The following is a 14,055-nucleotide window of genomic DNA, read 5'->3' on the forward strand; positions in this document are numbered from 1 at the left end:
GGATCAATCTAGGAGAGAGGTCCGACAATATTCGGACGAGAGGTCCGGATGCCGGTGAGGGGGCGGTATGCCGGTCGACGTGTCGGTGGTCGGTTCCGGGCCGAACGGGCTCGCGGCGGCGGTCCTGCTGGTCAGGGCGGGGCTGACGGTCGAAGTGCACGAAGCGGCCGAAGAGATCGGTGGCGGGACGCGCACGGCTTCGCTGTTCGACGACGAGGTCCGGCACGACATCTGCGCCACCGGACATCCGCTGGCCGCGGCGTCTCCGTTCTTCCGCTGGTTCGGCCTCGCCGAACACGGTGTCGACCTTCTGCGGCCGGAGATCGCGTACGCGCATCCCCTCGGCGGTGACCGGGCCGGTCTCGCGTACGAAGATCTCGACCGGACCTGTGACGCCCTCGGCGCGGACGGTCCCCGGTGGCGGCGTCTGCTGGGCCCGCTGGTCGAACGCAGCCGCGAACTGGCCGATCTCCTGCTCGGAGACCTTCGCCATCCGCCTCGTGACCCGCGCGCCGCGGCCCTCCTCCCGGCCAGGATCGCGCTGCTCGCGTCCGGTTCGGAGCGCCGCATGTTCACCGGTCCGGAAGCGCCCGCGCTGCTCGCCGGGGTTTCCGCGCACGTGATGAGCCGCCAGCCCTCACTCGCCGCGGCCGGTGCGACACTCCTGCTCAGCCACCTCGCGCATTCGACGGGCTGGCCGATCGCCCGCGGCGGAAGTCAGACGATCACCGAGGCTCTGGCCGCCGATCTCCGCGCTCGCGGCGGACGGATCCACACCGGAAGCAGGATCACCGATCTGCGGCGACTGGCGAAGTCGCGCACGGTGATCCTCGACATCGCCCCGCGTGGTTTCCTCGAAATCGCCGGCGGGCTGTTGCCGCCGCGATACCGGAAGGCGCTGGAGGCCTACCGCTACGGACCCGGCGCGGCGAAGGTCGATTTCCTGGTGTCCGAACCGGTTCCGTGGGCGGCGCCGGAGGTCGGCAAGGCGGGCACCGTCCATCTCGGAGGCACCCGAGACGAGGTGTACGCCGCCGAAAACGCCATCGTGCGCGGGCAAGATCCGGACGACCGGTTCGTGCTCGTGTCGGATCCGATGGCGATCGACCCGTCGCGTGGGCTGCCGGGCAAGCGGCCGGTGTGGGCGTATTGCCATGTGCCGAATGGGGATCCGCGAGACGTCACCGAGCTCGTCCGGCGCCGGATCGAACGGTTCGCGCCCGGCTTCTCCGACACGATCCTGGCGAGCCGTTGCGTCACCGCGCCGGAACTGGAGGCCTACAACGCGAACTATCCCGGCGGCGACGTCGCGGCGGGCGCGGTGACTCTGCGGCAGGTGCTCGGACGGCCGGTCGCCCGGTGGAAGACACACCGGACGCCGCTCGGCGGTGTCTTCCTGTGTTCGGCCGCGACGGCCCCGGGCCCCGGCGTGCACGGGATGGGCGGCTGGTACGCCGCGAAAGCCGTGCTGGGGAAGGATTTCGAGCGGGTGATTCAGGAACCGCGCGGTCGCACGAGTCCCGTTTCGTAGGCCACCACCACGGCTTGGGCCCGGCTGGAGATCCGGAGCTTGGTCATCAAACGGTTCAGATGCGTTTTCACCGTGGCCTCGCTGACCAGCAGGCTCCGGGCGATGTCCGCGTTCGGCATGCCGGTGCCGACGAAACGCAGCACCTCGATTTCGCGTTCGGTCAGCCCGGCCAGCGCGGGCGGGGCCGCCGGCTTTTCCGGCGGGCCCTGGGTGAAGGCCTCCACCAGCCGCCGCGTGATGGTCGGGCCGAACAGCATGTCGCCGCGCGCGACGGCGTGGATCCCGGCGATCAGGGTCTCCGGCGGGCTGTCCTTGAGCAGGAAACCCGCCGCGCCCGCGCGCAACGCCGTGTAGACGTATTCGTCGAGGTCGAACACCGTCAGCATGAGCACGTGCGGCTTTTCCGCCCTGGTGTCCGCGAGGATCCGCTCGGTCGCCTTCACTCCGTCGAGTTCGGGGAGCCGGATGTCCATCAGGATCACGTCGGGACGCAGTTCACGAGCCTTCTCGACGGCTTCGAGCCCGTCTCGCGCCTCGCCCGCGACCCGGACACCGGGAACGGCTTCGAGCAGGGCGACGAATCCCGCCCGGACGAGATCCTGGTCGTCGACCACCAGCACACTGGTCACCGGGCTCGCTCCTGCGGCAGATAGGGAAGGGTCAGTTCGATCGCGAAACCACCGGATCCGGCCGGTCCCATTTCGATCGAACCACCGTACATTCTCGCCCGTTCACGCATTCCGATGAGGCCTTGTCCCGCCGGATTCGGTGGTGGTGTCCCTTCGGACGCGGAATTGCGGACACTCAGCACGAGCGCGTCTTCGCCGTATTCGAGGACGAGTTCCACGATCGCCTGATCCGCGTGTTTCAGCACGTTGGTAAGCGCTTCCTGTGCGATTCGGTAGGTGCACAGCTGCTGACCCGGCGGAAGTCGTCGCGGTTCGCCGATGGTCCGCGTCTTCACCGTGAGGCCGGCTTCACGCACTCGGGTGACCAGTGCGGGAAGGTCGGCGAGGCCGGGCTGGGGGCGGTACTCGTGGGTTTCGCGTTGAGGCGGGCGCAGTACGCCGAGCAGGCGCCGCAGTTCGTCGAGCGCTTCGGTCGTGGTCCCAGTGATGGTGTCGAGTGCGGTGCGCGCGGTGTCCGGGGAGGATTCGAAGACGTACCGGGCCAGATTCGCCTGCACCGCGATCACCGAAATGTGGTGGGAGACGACGTCGTGCAGCTCGTGGGCGATGCGGATGCGCTCCTCGACGACGGCCTGTTCCGCCTCGAGCCGGATCTCCCGTTCCGCGCGGACGGCGCGTTCCACCATCCGGTCCGCACGCAGGTAGCCGAGCCGTCCGACGATGATCGTGCCCGCGCACTGCGCGAGCAGGCGGGTCGTGTCCACCACGAAGGACGGCACTTCGCCGAGCACGAGTCCCAGTTCGAAAAGGGCGATCCAGGCGATCGTCGGCGGGACGGCCTTGGCGGGTGGATACCGCGCCCACACCGTGTACGCCGCGATGAACGCCGACGGCTCGCCCAGCGTGGCCCGGTAGCCCAAGGCGGTGTAGACGGTCATGAGGGAGACCGACGCGAGCAGGACCGCGATGGGATGACGGCGGCGCATGATCAGCGGGAGGGCGATGAGCACCGCGAGGATGACGCCCGCCCCGGCCGGGTCGCCGAACGAACCGCCGCGGGGTGCCGCGCCCAAGGCGAGAAGGGTGGCCGCCGCCGCGGTGATCAGGCAGTCGATGAGCAGCGGCCGTGCGCGGAGGAGAGAGAAGAGGGACGGCACTTCCGCAAGTTACCGTCGCGGCGAGAGGGCGCCCAATTCCTGCAACCAGCGCGGTATTCATCGCGTCATATACCGCCAAGGTTTACCCCGGCTTCCGACTCGCGGGGATTCCGCTCGGTGATCGGTCCGGATAACGTCGCAACAGGATGGATATTCCATTCCCCGACTCGGCGAAGAGGATGACCCGCTCCGGGTAAGAGGGCCTTCGGGAGGGGATATCCGGAACAGGCCGCCTCTTCGCCGAGCTTCAGCCCAGATAGGCGTCCAATGTAACGGCCAGCGCCCGCTCCGGTGTCGGCGCGAAGCTCGCGCCCGCCAGCCCGCCCCAGAGCCACAACTGGGCGAGGCCGTGCAGTGACGCCCACAGCGACGACGCGAGCAGCCGCGGATCGGTCGCGGGATGCCAGCCGCCTTCCTGCACGTCCTCGACCAACGCGGCGAAGAAGTCGAACACCGCGCTGCTCACCCGGGTGAGCTCTGGATCGTCCGGATCGATGAGATCGCGGCGGAACATCAGCTCGAACATCGCCGGATTGGCCAGCGCGAAATCGAGATAGCCGTGGCAGGCAGCGATGAGCCGCTCCCGGGGTGTCCCGGCCGGCAGGTCGGCGCCGCGTTCGAGCAGCTCGATGTAGCCACGGGTGGCGACCGCCGATAGCAGCGCCGCGCGGCCGGTGAAATGCCGCAGCGGCGCGCCGTGTGAGACGCCCGCGGCCTTGGCGATCCCGCGCAGCGTCACGGCGCCGACGCCTTCTTCGGCCAGCAGGGTCGCCGCGGTGTCGATCAGGCGGGTTCGGGCGCCCACGACCGGGTCTCCTCGAGAACGGGCAGCAGGTCGGGGCGTTTCGGCAGGAACCCGTCACCCGGCTGGCGGCCGATGAGCCGGTTGCGGAACCGGCTGACCGCGACCGGGAAGACCTCCCTGGTCAGCCAGCGCAGATCCGCGCGCAGGCCGGGCCGTCCGGCCGAACCGGGCAGCGGAGCGAGCCAGGCCGGGTCGTGGGTGACGTCGAGCTTGCCGAGCACGTGCCCGGCCAGGCGCCGGTGGCCCTGCTCGGACAGGTGCAGCCGATCCGGGCCGAAGTAGCGGGAATCGTGTGCCGCGTCGTCCGGCCAGAGGTCGACCAGCGTCGCGCCGTAGCTGACGGACGCCTCGCGGACGGCGTCGTTCAGCGCGACGATGCGCGGGCGCATGCGGTGGCCCATCGGCATGCGGTGGGAGATGTCGCTGAGGGTGAAGGTGACGACCCGCGGCGCGATCTCGGTGCACGCGCGGATGGCGGTGTCGACGCGGCGGGCGACCGTGCGCGCGTCCCAGCCGCGGCTCATCACGTCGTTGCCGCCGCCGAACAAGGCGATCAGATCCGGCTGGAGCCTGGTCGCCGCCGGGATCTGCTCGGCGTGGATCTGGTCGAGCCTGCGCCCGCGGACCGCGAGATTGGCGTAGCGGAAACCGGGCTCGTCCTCGGCGAGCCGGTGCGCGACGAAGTCGGCCCAGCCGCGGTAGAAACCGCCCGACGGATGCGGATCGGCCAGCCCTTCGGCGCAGCTGTCGCCGAGCGCGACGAAACGTTGGTAGCCCATCCAGATCTCCGTAACCGCGAGTTCACCTTGTAGACACTGTCTATCAAACTGATGTAGACGCTGTCTACTCAGCGGTCGAGACGGTTCCGATGGGTGAAGGCGACGGCGCGCCGCGGATCGCCGTCCGGGAGCACCCGGCACAGCGCGTCGACGATCTCCAGGTCGTCGGCCCCGCACGGGGTCTCCCAGTACGACCACAACGCCGACGCGTCGCCGCTGCCGAGGACGACCCGCCGGACCGACGCGGTGACGGCTTCACGCTCCTCGCGTACGGCGGGGGATTCCGATTCGGCGAGCAGCGGACCACGGAAGGCGTCCGCCGCGGCCGCGACGTCGCCTCGTTTGAGTGCCGCGCGGACGCGCAGGAAGTCGGCGTCCACCTCGGCGGAAAGCCGGTACGGCCGCGTCTGCACTATGTCCGAGCCGAGCTGTGTCCGGAGCCGGTGGATCTCGGCGCGCACGGTCACCGGATTGCCGCTCTCGCCGTAGAGCAGCAGGGCCAGCCGCTCCGCCGAGAGTCCGCCCGGGTTCAGTGCGAGCAGGGTGAGGATCTCCGCGTGCCGCAAGGTGAACGGCACCTCGCGACCGTCCACTGTGGTCGACGGTGGCCCGTCGGTGAGGAACTCCAGCGCGAGCCGCGGCCGCCGCGCCGCGGCCCGGTTCCGCAGGCGCAGCAGGTAGCCCTCGGTCAACGGCTCCACCGTGCCCAGCCGCCCGTCTGGCAGGGTGACCGCGCCGCCGCCCGGCCGGATGTCCACAGTGGAGGGAAGGTCGCCGCAGGATTCGGCCGCCAGCACGCGGCCCTTCGCCGAGAGTAGTGCTCCCGGCGCGCCACGCAACGCTTCCAGATGGGTCATGTTCGCGGCCCGCAGCCGCTCGTCGCGCATCGCGAGCCGGGCCCGCAGCTGGCCCTCGGCGAGCTGGGCGGCCGCCGTGACCAGCGCGAGCATCGCGGGATGGACGGTCCGCAGCGGACCGCTGACGTCGATCGACCCCAGCAGCGCGCCGGTCTCCGGATCGCGTACGGGCGCCGCCGCGCAGGTCCAGCCGTGATAGGTCCGCACCAGGTGCTCGGCCGAGTAGATCTGCACCGGCTCCCCAGTGGCGAGCGTGGTGCCCATCGCGTTCGTCCCGATGACGTCCTCGCTCCAGCGCGTGCCTTCGGCGAGCATCACGCCGTCCGCTCGCCGCAGCACACCCGCGGCGCCCTCCCGCCACAGGATGTGCCCGGCCGCGTCGGTCACGATCATCATGTGCTCGGCGTCGTCGGCGATGCTCACCAGCGTCTGACGCAGGATCGGCAGGACCGGGGCCAGCGGATGCTCGTCGCGCAGCCCGTTCACCTCGCCGGAGTCGTAGACGAGCGGGGCGACGCCGGTGTCCGGATCGACGTGCGCGGCGAGCGAGCGATTCCACGACGCGGACACGATCGACCTGGGGGAACGTGGCGCGGGAACCCCGGAGAGAACGGCGTCGTGGACGTCCTTCAGCAGCCGCGCGTACGCCTGAGGGTCACGCGGCGAGGACTCTCCAGCGGGCCGCTCTGCCACGTTTCCGAGAATAGGTGACCGCGCTCACTTCGTTGCAACGTGCGTGCAACCTCACCCGCCCTAGCTTCGCCGTCATCCGCCACCCCTAGCGATGAGGCAGGAAAGATGGCCAAGTACGCGGCACCGAACACCGAAGGCAGCGTCGTCAGCTACGAGTCGCGCTACGACCACTACATCGGAGGCGAGTACGTACCGCCCGCGAGCGGTCAGTACTTCGAGAACCCGACCCCGGTGACCGGACAGGTGTTCACCGAGGTCGCCCGCGGCACCGCCGCCGACATCGACCGCGCGCTCGACGCCGCCGAAGGCGCGGCCGCGGCCTGGGGGCGGACGTCGGTGGACGAGCGCGCGAACGTGCTGCTCCGGATCGCCGACCGGATGGAACAGAACCTCGAAGCGATCGCCGTCGCCGAATCGTGGGAGAACGGCAAACCGGTCCGCGAGACCCTGGCCGCCGACATCCCGCTGGCCATCGACCACTTCCGCTACTTCGCCGGCGCCCTGCGCGCCCAGGAGGGCGGCATCTCCCAGATCGACGACAACACCGTCGCGTATCACTTCCACGAGCCGCTCGGCGTCGTCGGCCAGATCATCCCGTGGAACTTCCCGCTGCTGATGGCGGTCTGGAAGCTCGCGCCCGCGCTGGCCGCGGGCAACGCGATCGTGCTGAAACCCGCCGAGCAGACCCCGGCGTCGATCCACCTGCTGATGTCGCTCATCGGCGACCTGATCCCGCCGGGCGTGCTGAACATCGTCAACGGTTTCGGCGTCGAGGCGGGCAAGCCGCTCGCGTCGAGCAACCGGGTGCGGAAGGTCGCGTTCACCGGCGAGACCACCACCGGACGGCTGATCCTGCAGTACGCCAGCGAGAACATCATCCCGGTCACCGTCGAGCTCGGCGGCAAGAGCCCGAACATCTTCTTCGACGACGTCGCCGCCGCGAACGACGCGTTCTATGACAAGGCGCAGGAAGGCTTCGCGCTCTTCGCGCTGAACCAGGGCGAGGTCTGCACCTGTCCGTCGCGGGCGCTGATCCAGTCCGGCATCTACGACCGGTTCCTCGGCGACGCCGTCGAGCGGGTCAAGAAGATCAAGCAGGGGCACCCGCTCGACACCGAGACGCAGATCGGCGCGCAGGCCTCCAACGACCAGCTGGAGAAGATCCTTTCCTACATCGACATCGGTCAGAAGGAAGGCGCGAAGATCCTCACCGGCGGCGAGCGCAGCGACCTCGGCGGCGAACTGTCCGGCGGGTACTACGTGCAGCCGACGGTCTTCGAGGGTGACAACAAGATGCGGATCTTCCAGGAGGAGATCTTCGGCCCGGTCGTCTCGGTGGCCAGGTTCGACGACTACGCCGACGCGCTGAAGATCGCCAACGACACCCTGTACGGCCTCGGCGCCGGTGTCTGGTCGCGTGACGGCAACACCGCCTACCGCGCCGGCCGCGACATCCAGGCGGGCCGGGTGTGGGTCAACAACTACCACGCGTACCCGGCGCACGCGGCCTTCGGCGGCTACAAGGCGTCCGGGATCGGGCGCGAGAACCACAAGATGATGCTGGACCACTACCAGCAGACCAAGAACATGCTGGTGTCCTATTCGGACAGTGCGCTCGGGTTCTTCTGATGGCCGAGCGGGTCGGCTTGACACCGGCCGCCGCGGATCTGCTGCGGCGGCTGGTGTCGCTCCACGGACCGGTGATGTTCCACCAGTCCGGCGGATGCTGCGACGGGAGCGCCCCGATGTGTTACCCGGCCGGCGAATTCCGCACCGGGGCGTCCGACGTCCACCTTGGTGACCTGAGCGTCGAAGGCGTCGGCGACGTTCCGGTGTGGATGTCGGGCCCCCAGTTCGAGTACTGGAAGCACACGCATCTGACCATCGACGTCGTCCCCGGCCGGGGGAGCGGATTCTCCTTGGAGGCGCCAGAAGGGGTCCGTTTCCTGGTCCGGTCCCGGTTGTTCAGCGACGAGGAGTCGGCTGAGCTGAACGGCCCAGCAACGCGATGAGCCGTGCGCCCGGTCCGGCGTCCGGCGATGCCTCGACAGCGTGGTCGAAGGCGCCGCCGGGCCCGCGGACCGGCGTGACGTCGGGATAGCGGCTCGCCACCTTCAACGCGGCCGTCGCGAGCTCGTCGTCCCAGCGGTGTTCACGGCCAAGAGCGGTGTTGAGGTCCCAGTCGTGGGTGAGCGTGTCGACGAACAGCACGGCCAGCGCGTTCTTCCCGGGGAGCGGGCCGAAGCTCCCGAAATCGAAGGTCTTCTCCAGCGCTTCGCCGTCGAAGGCCGCGAGGAACTCGGCGGAACTCGCTTCGTAGGACCCGGCGAGGTCGTCGTCGGCCGACGGCCGGCTCTTCATCGGCTGGCCCGTCGCCTGCGCGGTGCGGGAATCGTGGCCCTCTATCAGGTGTTTCACGATGTCACGGACGGTCCATTCGGCGCAGGGGGTCGAGCGGTCCCAGTCGTCCGCGCCGATTCCGGCGATCGTGGCTCCGGTGGCCCGATGGGCCCGGGTGGTGAGTGCGATGAGATCCATGGCGGCAATGTATACGAACGATCGTGCTATCTTCTAGAGGTGAACACTCTCGAAGTGAACGAGGTCTTCGTCGGCCGTCCGTCGGTGCTGGGGACGAAGCGCGACGTGCCGGTGTACAGCGCCATCGCGAAATCACGGGTCGAGACGCCGTTCCTGGAACTGGACGAGATCAATCTGGCCGGCGACGACCAGGCCGATCGCACCGTCCACGGCGGCGTCGACAAGGCGGTCTACGTCTACCCTGCGACGCACTACGCCGCCTGGGCGGAGCAGGGTTTCCCGGTGTCGGCGGGTGATTTCGGGGAGAACGCCTCGGTGACGGGTGCCGACGAGTACGACGTCAGGATCGGCGATGTCTGGTCCTGGGGAGACACGCTGGTCCAGGTCTCGCAGCCGCGGACGCCGTGCTTCAAGCTCGCGATGAAGACCGGGCGCAAGGACGTCATCCCGGCGATGATCGATTCCGGTCGCAGTGGCTGGTACCTGCGGGTGCTTCGGACGGGCGTGGTGCCCACGTCGGGACGGATGACGCTCGAAGAACGCGATCCGGTGAATCCGACGATCGCCGAGGTGTACGTCGCGTCGTTCACCAACGTCGCCCAGCTCGACGACGAGCGCCGGGAGGCGTACTGGGCCCTGCTGGACCGGGTGCTCGCGGCGCCGTCGCTTTCCCGGCAGTACCGTGACGGCCTGGCATCGGCGAAGAAGCGGCGAGAGGAACGGAATGCCGGTTGACGGCCGGGTGGCCCGCGGTGACGCGACGAGGCGGATCGTGCTTCGGCGCGCCGTGGACATCGCGTCCGTCGAGGGGCTCGACGGGTTGTCCCTCGGCAGGCTCGCCACCGAATTGGACTTGAGCAAATCCGGCGTGTTCGCCCTGTTCGGTTCCAAGGAGGAACTGCAGCTCGCGGCGGTCGAGACGGCGAGCGCGATCTTCGCGGAGAACGTCGTCGAGCCGACGCTCGAGGTCGAGCAGGGGATCACGCGGCTGCGCGCGTTGTGCGCGAACTGGCTCGACTACTCGGAACGCCGCGTGTTCCCGGGCGGCTGTTTCTTCTTCAACACCGGCGCCGAATTCGACGCGCGGACCGGCCGGGTGCACGACGCGGTCGCGAACGCGAGCCGGGCCTTCGCCCAGTTCATCCGGTCCACCGCCGTCGAGGCGCGGAAGGCCGGGCACCTGCGGGAGTCCGTCGACGTGAACCGGCTGGCCTTCGAGCTGCACGCGCTGGGGCGGGCCGCGAACGCCGATTCGGTGATGTTCGGCGGGACCGAGCCCTACGCGCTGGCGCGGGCCGCCATCACCGCCCGCCTCGACGCCGCGGCCGTGCAATGAACGGGACGTTCCTTGCAAATTTCGCAAGGAACGTCCCGTTCATGGCGCGCTACTTCCAGTCGACCTGCGTGGACCGGTAGAAGTCGATGCCCTGCTGAACCCACCGCGGGCTCTGCTTCGCCAGCCGGAGCCGATAGGCGTCCCAGGTGCGGGAATCCTTCGGCGACCACCCGATCTCGGCGTACCCCGGCAACCTCGGGAACGCCATGAACTCGATGTGGTCACTGGTGATCAGCGTTTCCGACCACAGCGGCGCCTCGACCCCGATCACGTTCTTCTCCGTCACGCCCTCCAGGTACGTGGCCGGATCCCAGTCGTACCCGGTCTTGACCTCGATCAGGCCCGCCCAGCTCAGTCCGAGCGGCGTCTGTGGGTGGTACTTCATGTCCAGGTACGCCTTGTTCGCGGGCGACATCAGGATCTTGTTGCCGCGTGCCGCCGCCGCGGCGACGTTCGCGTCGGTGCCCGTCGTGCCCCAGAACTGCGGGACGGCCGAAACCGGCGGATTCGTCTTGGCGATGTCGTGCCAGCCCGTGATCGTCTTGCCGTACTTCGCGACGATCGGGTGCACCTTCGTGGCGAAGGTCTGGTAGTCGGCCGGGGTGGTCGAGTGCGCTTCGTCGCCACCGATGTTGATGTACTTCCCGGGGGTGATCGCCGACAGCTCGCGGATGACGTCGTCCACGAACTTGTAGGTGATGTCCTTGCCGATGCACAGCGAGCTGTAGCCGACCTCGATGTCCGTGCGCGGCGGTATCGGCTTGCCGTCGCAGTTCAGTTCGGCGTAGGAATACTGGGCCGCGTTGGTGTGGCCCGGCATGTCGATCTCGGGAACGATCGTGATGTGCCGCGAAGCCGCGTAGCGCACCAGGTCCTTGTACTGCTCCTGCGTGTAGTAACCGCCGGGAGCACCGCCGACGGCCGTCTGGCCGCCCACGGTCGCCAGCTTCGGCCAGCTCTTGATCTCGATCCGCCAGCCCTGGTCGTCGCTCAGGTGCAGGTGGAGGTTGTTGATCTTGTACTGCGCGATCTGGTCGATGTACAGCTTGACCTGGTCCGGCGTGAAGAAGTGCCGGGCGACGTCGAGCATCGCGCTGCGGTAGCCGAAGCGCGGATAGTCGAGCACCGTGCCGCCCGAGACCACCCACGACCGCTTCTGGACGGTCTTCGCCTCGATCGCCGAAGGAAGCAACTGACGCAGCGTCTGCACGCCGAGGAACAGGCCTTCGTCGGTGTTCGCCTTCAAGGTCACGCCGGAGGGCGACACCTTGAGCTGGTAACCCTCGCTGCCGACGCGGTCGCCCGCGTGACCGGTTTCGAGCGAGATGGCCGGGCCGCCGCCACGGTGGCCGCTGACGACGGGCAGCCGGTAACCGGTGGCGGGCCGGAGCAGGCCCGCCAGGTATTCGGCGACCTGCTTGCCGTCGCGGTCGGTGCGGATGACGGTCGCGGGGCCGAGGCGGAAGTTCGCGCGGGGGTCGGGTTTCGCGTCGACCGGCGCGGGGACGACGTCGGTGACGGTCCGTTCGGCCTTCGCGTGCTGTCCCGCGCTCGCCGTGGCGGGGAGCCCGAGCGTCACGAGGCTCAGGACGGCCACGCCGAGCACGGTTCTGGACAGGCGTTTACTCATGGAGCACCTCCGGTCGGGGTACCTGGAGACTCTCTTCTTCTAGAGGTATAGACCAATAGGGCAAACACGACAACACCCGATCGGACCAGTACGCCGTACCGATCACCGGTCACTCGCCGCGCAGAACCGCTTTCAGGGCATCGAGAACGCTCGCGTCCTCGATCGTCGAGGGCACCTGCTCGTCGCGGCCGTCGGCAATGCCGCGCATGGTCTTGCGCAGGATCTTCCCGGACCGCGTCTTCGGTAACGCGTCCACAATGGACACGTCACGGAACGCGGCGACCGGGCCGATGTCGCGCCGCACCAGCGCGACCAATTCGGCCTTGAGCGTTTCGGCGTCGACGTCGGCGCCCGACTTCAGCACCACGAAACCGCGCGGAAGCTGCCCCTTGAGCTGATCGCGGACCCCGATCACGGCGCATTCGGCGACGGCGGGATGCGACGCCAGCACGGCCTCCATGGAGCCGGTCGAAAGCCGGTGCCCCGCGACGTTGATGACATCGTCGGTGCGGCCCATGACGAACAGATAGCCGTCTTCGTCGACGTACCCGGAGTCACCCGTCAGGTAGTGGCCTTCATACCGCGAAAGATACGCCTCGTGATACCGCTCGTCGTCTTGCCACAACGTCGGCAGCGATCCCGGCGGAAGCGGCAGTTTGATGGCGATGGCGCCCTCGCGCCCGGCGGGAAGCGGATCGCCGGCCTGGTCCAGGATCCGCACGTCCCAGCCCGGCACCGGTTTCGTCGCGGAACCGGGTTTGACCGGCATCGGTTCCAAACCGCGCGGATTCGCGGCGATCGGCCAGCCGGTCTCGGTCTGCCACCAGTGGTCGATCACCGGTACGCCGAGCTTGTCGTGCGCCCAGTGATAGGTCTCCGGATCGAGTCGTTCCCCCGCCATGAACAACGTCTTGAATCCGCTGAGCTGGTATTTTCCGATTTCGACGCCATCCGGATCGACCTTTTTGATCGCCCGCAGCGCGGTCGGCGCGGTGAACAACGCCTTCACCCCGTGATCGGAAATGACGCGCCAGAACGCGCCCGCGTCCGGAGTATTGACTGGCTTGCCCTCGTACATGACCGTCGTCGCCCCGATCAGAAGCGGCGCGTAGACGATGTAGGAATGGCCGACGACCCAGCCGACGTCGGACGCCGTCCACCACACGTCGCCGGGCCGGATGTCGTAGATCGCGTTCATCGACCAGGCGAGCGCGACCGCGTGCCCGCCGGTGTCGCGCACGACGCCCTTCGGCTTCCCCGTGGTGCCGGAGGTGTACAGGATGTACAGCGGGTCGGTGGCGGCGACCGGCACCGGATCGGCGGGGGAGGACTTCGCGACCAGTTCGGCCCAGTCGGCGTCGCGGTCACCCAGTTCGGCGCGGGCGCGCTCCCGCTGCAGCACCACGACCTTGCCCGGCTGGTGCGCGGTGCCCGCGAGCGCCTCGTCGATGATCGGTTTGTATTCGACGATCCGCGTCGGCTCGATCCCGCACGAGGCCGCGACGATGACCTTGGGTTTCGCGTCTTCGATCCGCGCCGCGAGCTCCTTGGGTGCGAAGCCGCCGAAAACGACCGAATGCACCGCGCCGAGCCGGGCGCACGCGAGCATCGCGACCGCCGCTTCGGGGACCATCGGCATGTACACGATGACGCGGTCGCCCTTCCCGACGCCGAGGGAAGCGAGCGCGCCGGCGAAGCGCGCGACCTCGTCCAGCAGTTCCGCGTAGGTGAACCGGCGAACCGAATCGGTTACGGGCGAATCCCAGATCAGCGCGGTCTGCTCGCCGCGGCCGTCCCGTACGTGCCGGTCGAGCGCGTTGAACGCCGTGTTCAGCTCCCCGTCCGGGAACCAGCGGTAGAAGGGCGCTTTCGACGCGTCGAGTGCCTGCGTCGGCGTGCGGGTCCAGTCGATCGCCTGCGCGGCTTCGAGCCAGAAACCCTCCGGGTCTTCGAGGCTCCGCTGGTACGACTCGGCGTGCATCGAATGCTCCTTCGCGTTCGGGTACGGGGACCATCATGGACTTCCGGACCGGCCGATGCCTGGTGGTAACGGCGGAGAGACGCCCGCGACAACCCGGCAACCCTGTGAGGGCATGGAGC

Annotated in this window: 13 protein-coding genes; 5 read left to right on the forward strand and 8 right to left on the reverse strand. The window is 68.8% G+C overall.

Translation table 11 applies throughout. The features are described from left to right. Positions 1-67 precede the first annotated feature (67 nt). Positions 68-1,531, forward strand: coding sequence for an NAD(P)/FAD-dependent oxidoreductase (locus ED92_RS19090; RefSeq protein ID WP_037340564.1), 1,464 nt, complete (start codon positions 68-70; stop codon positions 1,529-1,531). On the opposite strand, the gene ED92_RS19095 is transcribed toward ED92_RS19090, so the two are convergent. The 5 genes from ED92_RS19095 to ED92_RS19115 all read right to left on the reverse strand — a co-directional run bounded on the left by ED92_RS19095 (position 1,495) and on the right by ED92_RS19115 (position 6,451). Continuing rightward, a complete protein-coding gene (locus tag ED92_RS19095; protein WP_037340566.1) occupies positions 1,495-2,160 on the reverse strand; it encodes a response regulator transcription factor in 666 nt (221 codons plus the stop codon). The genes ED92_RS19090 and ED92_RS19095 overlap by 37 nt on opposite strands. After that, positions 2,157-3,317, reverse strand: a complete 1,161-nt coding sequence (locus ED92_RS19100) for a sensor histidine kinase (RefSeq protein ID WP_037340568.1) — start codon at positions 3,315-3,317, stop codon at positions 2,157-2,159. Before ED92_RS19100 ends, ED92_RS19095 begins: the two co-directional genes overlap by 4 nt. Before the next feature lie 247 nt (positions 3,318-3,564). Continuing rightward, complete coding sequence (locus ED92_RS19105; RefSeq protein WP_037340570.1) at positions 3,565-4,122, reverse strand: TetR/AcrR family transcriptional regulator; 558 nt, start codon at positions 4,120-4,122, stop codon at positions 3,565-3,567. Further along, positions 4,101-4,901, reverse strand: a complete 801-nt coding sequence (locus ED92_RS19110) for an SGNH/GDSL hydrolase family protein (protein ID WP_037340573.1) — start codon at positions 4,899-4,901, stop codon at positions 4,101-4,103. The genes ED92_RS19105 and ED92_RS19110 overlap by 22 nt, the downstream gene beginning before the upstream one ends. A gap of 68 nt (positions 4,902-4,969) precedes the next feature. Then, a complete protein-coding gene (locus ED92_RS19115; protein ID WP_037340576.1) occupies positions 4,970-6,451 on the reverse strand; it encodes a helix-turn-helix domain-containing protein in 1,482 nt (493 codons plus the stop codon). Between the two features lie 105 nt (positions 6,452-6,556). On the opposite strand from ED92_RS19115, the gene ED92_RS19120 reads away from it, so the two are divergent. Together ED92_RS19120 and ED92_RS19125 are read left to right on the forward strand one after the other, a co-directional pair. Further along, positions 6,557-8,080, forward strand: coding sequence for an aldehyde dehydrogenase family protein (locus ED92_RS19120; protein ID WP_037340578.1), 1,524 nt, complete (start codon positions 6,557-6,559; stop codon positions 8,078-8,080). Continuing rightward, positions 8,080-8,463 carry a DUF779 domain-containing protein gene (locus ED92_RS19125; RefSeq protein ID WP_037340581.1) on the forward strand — a complete coding sequence of 128 codons (384 nt, stop codon included), beginning with the start codon at positions 8,080-8,082 and terminating at the stop codon, positions 8,461-8,463. The genes ED92_RS19120 and ED92_RS19125 overlap by 1 nt, the downstream gene beginning before the upstream one ends. Here the strand turns inward: ED92_RS19125 and ED92_RS19130 are convergent. Further along, positions 8,417-8,989 (reverse strand): TIGR03086 family metal-binding protein, encoded by a 573-nt coding sequence (locus ED92_RS19130; protein WP_037340583.1) that lies wholly within the window; start codon positions 8,987-8,989, stop codon positions 8,417-8,419. The genes ED92_RS19125 and ED92_RS19130 overlap by 47 nt on opposite strands. A gap of 39 nt (positions 8,990-9,028) precedes the next feature. Here ED92_RS19130 and ED92_RS19135 point away from each other — a divergent pair, with 39 nt between their 5' ends. Then, positions 9,029-9,724, forward strand: a complete 696-nt coding sequence (locus ED92_RS19135) for an MOSC domain-containing protein (protein WP_037340584.1) — start codon at positions 9,029-9,031, stop codon at positions 9,722-9,724. Then, positions 9,714-10,325: a TetR/AcrR family transcriptional regulator gene (locus tag ED92_RS19140; protein WP_037340585.1), complete on the forward strand. Its 612-nt coding sequence runs from the start codon at positions 9,714-9,716 to the stop codon at positions 10,323-10,325. The genes ED92_RS19135 and ED92_RS19140 overlap by 11 nt, the downstream gene beginning before the upstream one ends. Before the next feature lie 49 nt (positions 10,326-10,374). Here ED92_RS19140 and ED92_RS19145 read toward each other — a convergent pair whose 3' ends face one another. Next, positions 10,375-11,955: a beta-N-acetylhexosaminidase gene (locus tag ED92_RS19145; RefSeq protein WP_037340587.1), complete on the reverse strand. Its 1,581-nt coding sequence runs from the start codon at positions 11,953-11,955 to the stop codon at positions 10,375-10,377. A gap of 109 nt (positions 11,956-12,064) precedes the next feature. Beyond that, positions 12,065-13,936, reverse strand: a complete 1,872-nt coding sequence (locus ED92_RS19150) for a propionyl-CoA synthetase (protein ID WP_037340590.1) — start codon at positions 13,934-13,936, stop codon at positions 12,065-12,067. Positions 13,937-14,055 lie beyond the last annotated feature (119 nt).

Origin of the sequence: Amycolatopsis sp. MJM2582, assembly GCF_000754115.1 — a bacterium.
GTDB lineage: Bacteria > Actinomycetota > Actinomycetes > Mycobacteriales > Pseudonocardiaceae > Amycolatopsis > Amycolatopsis japonica.

Excerpts from the sequence above, each read along its gene's own strand:
- ED92_RS19090 (WP_037340564.1), top strand. The coding sequence starts at position 68 with ATGCCGGTCGACGTGTCGGTGGTCGGTTCCGGGCCGAACGGGCTCGCG.
- ED92_RS19145 (WP_037340587.1), bottom strand. The coding sequence starts at position 11,955 with ATGAGTAAACGCCTGTCCAGAACCGTGCTCGGCGTGGCCGTCCTGAGC.
- ED92_RS19110 (WP_037340573.1), bottom strand. The coding sequence starts at position 4,901 with ATGGGCTACCAACGTTTCGTCGCGCTCGGCGACAGCTGCGCCGAAGGG.
- ED92_RS19125 (WP_037340581.1), top strand. The coding sequence starts at position 8,080 with ATGGCCGAGCGGGTCGGCTTGACACCGGCCGCCGCGGATCTGCTGCGG.
- ED92_RS19150 (WP_037340590.1), bottom strand. The coding sequence starts at position 13,936 with ATGCACGCCGAGTCGTACCAGCGGAGCCTCGAAGACCCGGAGGGTTTC.
- ED92_RS19120 (WP_037340578.1), top strand. The coding sequence starts at position 6,557 with ATGGCCAAGTACGCGGCACCGAACACCGAAGGCAGCGTCGTCAGCTAC.
- ED92_RS19130 (WP_037340583.1), bottom strand. The coding sequence starts at position 8,989 with ATGGATCTCATCGCACTCACCACCCGGGCCCATCGGGCCACCGGAGCC.
- ED92_RS19140 (WP_037340585.1), top strand. The coding sequence starts at position 9,714 with ATGCCGGTTGACGGCCGGGTGGCCCGCGGTGACGCGACGAGGCGGATC.